The organism is Veillonella sp. (genome assembly GCF_015058545.1).
GTDB lineage: Bacteria > Bacillota > Negativicutes > Veillonellales > Veillonellaceae > Veillonella_A.
In genome coordinates, this window is record NZ_SVCB01000047.1 from 1 (window position 1) to 4,910 (window position 4,910).

General features: G+C 44.0%; 5 protein-coding genes and 1 pseudogene. All 6 read left to right on the forward strand.

Annotated features, from left to right (window positions below; all coding sequences use genetic code 11):
- The coding region (locus tag E7204_RS02960) for an Nramp family divalent metal transporter (RefSeq protein ID WP_295181401.1) at positions 1-713 on the forward strand (713 nt) is incomplete at its 5' end.
- Positions 714-988: 275 nt separating this feature from the next.
- Complete coding sequence (locus E7204_RS02965) at positions 989-1,588, forward strand: hypothetical protein (RefSeq protein WP_295181402.1); 600 nt, start codon at positions 989-991, stop codon at positions 1,586-1,588.
- Between the two features lie 13 nt (positions 1,589-1,601).
- Positions 1,602-2,330 carry a YaaA family protein gene (locus tag E7204_RS02970; protein WP_295181404.1) on the forward strand — a complete coding sequence of 243 codons (729 nt, stop codon included), beginning with the start codon at positions 1,602-1,604 and terminating at the stop codon, positions 2,328-2,330.
- 131 nt (positions 2,331-2,461) lie between these two features.
- A complete protein-coding gene (gene hydE, locus E7204_RS02975) occupies positions 2,462-3,580 on the forward strand; it encodes a [FeFe] hydrogenase H-cluster radical SAM maturase HydE (RefSeq protein ID WP_156704679.1) in 1,119 nt (372 codons plus the stop codon).
- A gap of 287 nt (positions 3,581-3,867) precedes the next feature.
- Positions 3,868-4,656, forward strand: coding sequence for a DUF3100 domain-containing protein (locus E7204_RS02980; protein WP_295181406.1), 789 nt, complete (start codon positions 3,868-3,870; stop codon positions 4,654-4,656).
- Positions 4,656-4,910, forward strand: a pseudogene (locus tag E7204_RS02985) (hypothetical protein); the annotation flags it as partial. The gene E7204_RS02980 and the pseudogene E7204_RS02985, both read left to right, overlap by 1 nt.

Here is a 4,910-nt window from a genome sequence, read left to right on the forward strand (position 1 = left end):
CAGCATCCGGACTCGGTTGGGTAAATCCGACATTGCCGAATGAATCGATGCTCGTTATCTTGAGTATTTTAGGGGCCGTTATTATGCCTCATAATTTATTCCTTCATTCGGAAATTATTCAGAGCCGCGAGTTCAATAAAAAAGATCCGGAAATTATGAAGAAACGCTTGCGTTATGAGTTCTTAGATACCATTCTTTCCATGGGGATTGGCTGGGCCATTAACTCCGCTATGATTATTCTGGCGGCCGCTACCTTCTTTGCTGAAGGCGTAATGGTAGAAGAGTTGGAACAGGCGCAAGAACTGTTGGTACCGTTAATCGGGCCATCGGCAGGGGTTATTTTTGCCATCGCCTTACTCTTTGCGGGTCTTGCTTCCTCGGCTACGGCCGGTATGGCGGGCGCCAGTATTTTTGCGGGGATGTTTGGTGAATCCTATGATATGAAGGATTTGCACAGCCGCATCGGGCTCGCACTTACCTATGTGCCGGCGCTGGTTCTTATTTTATTCATTCAAGACTCGTTTAAAGCACTTCTCGTTTCACAAATGTTCCTCAGTTTACAGTTGCCGTTTACCATTTTCTTGCAGCTTTACTTGACCGGTTCGGCCAAGGTTATGGGGGTATACAAAAACAAGCCGTCTACGGCGGTTATGTTGTGGCTTATCGGCCTCGTGGTGACGGGGATGAATATTTATCTCTTATTTGAAGCGTAATCGTTAATATTTGAAGCCTAATTGGTTACCGCAGGTTGACCGCGTTTTATGCATGACGCGTCAATGTAACGGTCAATATCGGTCATACTAAGGACTTTCGCAAATTCTGCGGGAGTCCTTTTGATTTTTGGCGAAATGTAATGAAAAACATATTATGGGGCATTGTCTATAGGGGATATAGAATATTTTAGGTAAAAATGCTATAATTATATGGTTAGAATTAGAAAGAAGCTTGACTGTTTCGATTTAGTGTATTGATGTAGGAGGATCGCGTAATGGCAGAAGTTAAACATTCCGATTATGAAGAAGTTGTAGAAGATGTAGCGGTTCAGTTGTCAGCACAGTTGAAAACGGCCGAATCAGGCTCCGTTATAGATATGTTTTTGAGTGATATCTTAGATCCGGCAGAACAATTCTTGTTCTACGGCGCTTTGGAACAGGCTCTTTTGGAGTACCGCAAGGGTCATAACCAAAAGACGGTATTTATTCGTTTGCAGCCGGAAGGCCTTGCTACTACGGAACCTGTTTCGACGCCCGCTAATGCCTTGTTAGATCGTATTATATTGCACCGCATGGACGAATTCATGCATGATAAATTATTCATTGAAGAGATTTTCTACAATGGTGAACATATGGTATATTCCGGCATGGATTTAAAAAATCGTCATGTTGTGATTTTGACTGACGGTATTGATGAAGGTTCGCCATATTTGAATGAAGCCATTCATATGTGTAAAGAAATGAAAGCTAAGTATGTTGTAGGCTTGCCGATGATGATTTGGAGTAAAGACTTGCAGGCGCAGTTAATAGCCGAAGACGAAGCTATGCATGAAGAGGCAGGTATGAGTAAACATGAAAATACTCCTATCTCCTAGTAAAACGAAAACCTTGAAGGGGAAGGCTACAGCACCTGTTTTTGCTAAAGCCTTAACCGAAGCCATTGTGGCCCATATGCAAACTTTATCGGCACAGGCCATAATGAAGGCTCTTAAAGTTAAAGAAGATATGGCGGCTGACTTGGTCGAGTTTTATCAAAACTATAAAACGGCGCCGGAAGGGGCTGCCGCACTCAGCTATTCGGGCCTTGCCTTTAAAAATTTGGCTTGGCAGGATTTGTCTGAAAAGGCACAGGCCTTCGGTAATGACCATGTGTGTATCTTATCCGGTTTATATGGTGTAGTAGCGCCGCAAAGCCCGGTTACCGATTATCGGCTCGATTTGGTAGACCGGATTTTTGCCAAAAACGTGGTAAGTAAGTCGGTAGCAGAAGATCTCCTTAAAGACGCCAAATCGCTTTATGATTGCTGGACCGATAAGGTAACGGCCTATTTTCAAAAGGAAGATTGGCTCTTGAACTTGGCATCCAAGGAATATTCAAAATTAGTGACTCATCCCCATATGGTGACGGTTGAGTTTTTAGAATTAAAACAGGGCGTGTGGAAGCAGCTCAGCACCTCGTCAAAACAGATGCGCGGCCGCCTCGCCCATTATATGATTGCTCATGAATTAACCGAATGGACCGATTTGCCGGCTGAATTGGATGGTTTTGTAAAAGATACGGACCTACCGGCAGAGCTTACGGAGCCACTTACCGTGGCATATCGTCGTTCGCAGTAAAGGCGGCGAAGCTGTTTGGCTTTGCTCAATGTGGCCTATCGCCGTTCGCAATGAAGACGGTGAAGCCGGCGGATTCACTGATGGGGCCTATCGTCGTTCGGAATAAGTGGAGGAATATGACAGTTCAAAAAATGACAGTACAAGATATACTAAAGAAAGATTTGGTCGGCAATGACACCTTGACCGTCGATGAGTTGCGCTTTTTGATGAGCGTCACCGACGAAGATGATTTGCAGGCTATTTATAAAAAGGCCTATGAAGTTAAGGCAAAATATGTAGATAAAATGGCGTATTATCGCGGTTTGATTGAATTCTCCAATCGCTGTGTGAAAAACTGCGAATATTGCGGCATTCGTCGTGAAAACGATAAGACGGAACGCTTTGATATGAAGCGCGAAGATATTATCAAAATGGCGCAGTGGGCCTACGACCATGAGTACGGTTCCATTACCTTGCAGTCCGGCGAGCGCAGTGATGCGGCCTTCGTGGATTATGTGGTAGATTTGATTCGTGAAATTAAATCTATCGGCGACGGCTCCTTGGGCATTACCATGTGCGTCGGTGAGCAGACGGAAGAAAGTTATCGCCGCATGGTGGAAGCCGGTGCCAGTCGTTACTTGCTTCGTATTGAAACAAGTAATCCGGAATTATACAAGAAAATCCATCCGAATGATGAACTTCATTCCTTTGAAACGCGTGTCAACTGCTTAAAGAGCCTTCGCAAAGTGGGCTTCCAGGTGGGCACCGGAGTTATGATCGGCCTTCCTCATCAGACGGAAGAAGATTTGGTGAATGATATTCTCTTCTATCGCGATATGGATATCGACATGATCGGTATGGGACCCTATGTAGTTCATCATGACACTCCACTCGGTCAGGAAGCATTGGCCATGGGGATTGATGATGAAGCGGGCAAAAAACGCCGTATTCAGCTGGGACTTAAGATGATTGCGTTGACCCGTTTATTCTTAAAAGACGTAAACATTGCGGCTACGACAGCCTTGCAGGCGCTCGATAAATTGGGCCGAGAAAAAGGCCTCGCTGCCGGCGCTAATATTTTAATGCCGATTATTACGATTCCGGAACACCGTGCCAAGTACTTACTCTACGATAACAAACCTTGCGTAGACGACAATGCGGATAAATGTAAGGATTGCTTAACCCGCCGCGTTATGTCCATCGGCGACATGGTAGGCTGGAAGCAGAATGGCGATTCCAAGCATTACGGTAAACGTACAGGATTATTTTAAAAATTATAAAAAAATTACGAAAGACTTTATAAAATCCCGATTGTCATAGAAAATATGTGGGATAATAGCCGTCGTTGATTTTTGGCCATTAAAAAAATGAATATATAACTAAAACAGGCAATAATGCATAACATTATTGCCTGTTTTTAATTTTATATTTATCAAGAGCTATTACAAATTTATCAAGCACCATTACAAAATAATATAAGCCAAAATATGATTTATGGCTTATAATAATGACATGTAATCTTATAATAAACTTTTATCTAATGGAGGAGGACGGAATTATGGGGTTGTTAAAAAACTGGAAGATTCATCTGCTGTGTTTGCTGATTACGTTGGTGGCGGAGGGGATAGGCATCCAAAAATTCGGTATCGTTGTCTTTTTGCCATTACTCTACTCGCTGGTAATCGGTCTTGTTATTTCCATTCCTAAACTTAAGATAGTTACGGAAGAGCAGATGGTAGCGGCTACGGATTACCTTAACATTTCCATTATGATTTTAATGATTAAAATCGGTCTCGGCATCGGCCCTAATTTGCATATCATTATGAACTCCGGTTGGGCCTTGATTTTACAAGAGTTAGGTCACTTCTTCGGAACCATTGTTCTCGGTTTACCGATTGCCCTCTTAGTGGGGATGCGTCGTGAAGCGGTAGGGGCTTGTTACTCCATTGACCGTGAAGCGAATGTGGCGATTATTATTGACCGCTACGGCTTCCATTCACCGGAAGGTCGCGGCGTAATGGGCATGTACATTTGCGGTACATTATTTGGCGCCATGTGGATTTCCGTATTGGCCGGCATGATTGCTCAACTAGGGTGGTTCCATCCGATAGCCCTCGCTATGGGCGCCGGTATCGGTAGTGCCAGTATGATGGCGGCTGCCACCGGATCTATCGTGGCAGTACATCCTGAATTTGAACGTGAAATTATGGCTATGGCGGGCGCCGCCAACTTATTAACCAGCGTTGTGGGCGTATACTTCAGTTTATTCGTATCGTTGCCGATTATGGAACGCTTATATGGCTTCTGTGCCCGTGTATTACGTCATGATTCTGAGGAGGTGCGCTAATGAGTACGGAAAAAACTATGACCTTACAGGAAAAAATAATTCAATTCTTGGTTGTTGTTATTATAGCGGCTGTGATTACAGCGGCCGGTAATATTTTAGACGGCAAGCATGCCTTCGGACCGAGTTTGGTAGGTTGTTTTGTATTAGCCGGTATCGCTTTTGCCGGTGCCGTGCTTTCCTATTTGCCTGGCTTTAAAAAATTGCCGATGGTATTCTGGGTTTCTATTTTAGGCGTTATTTTATCGATTCCGGGC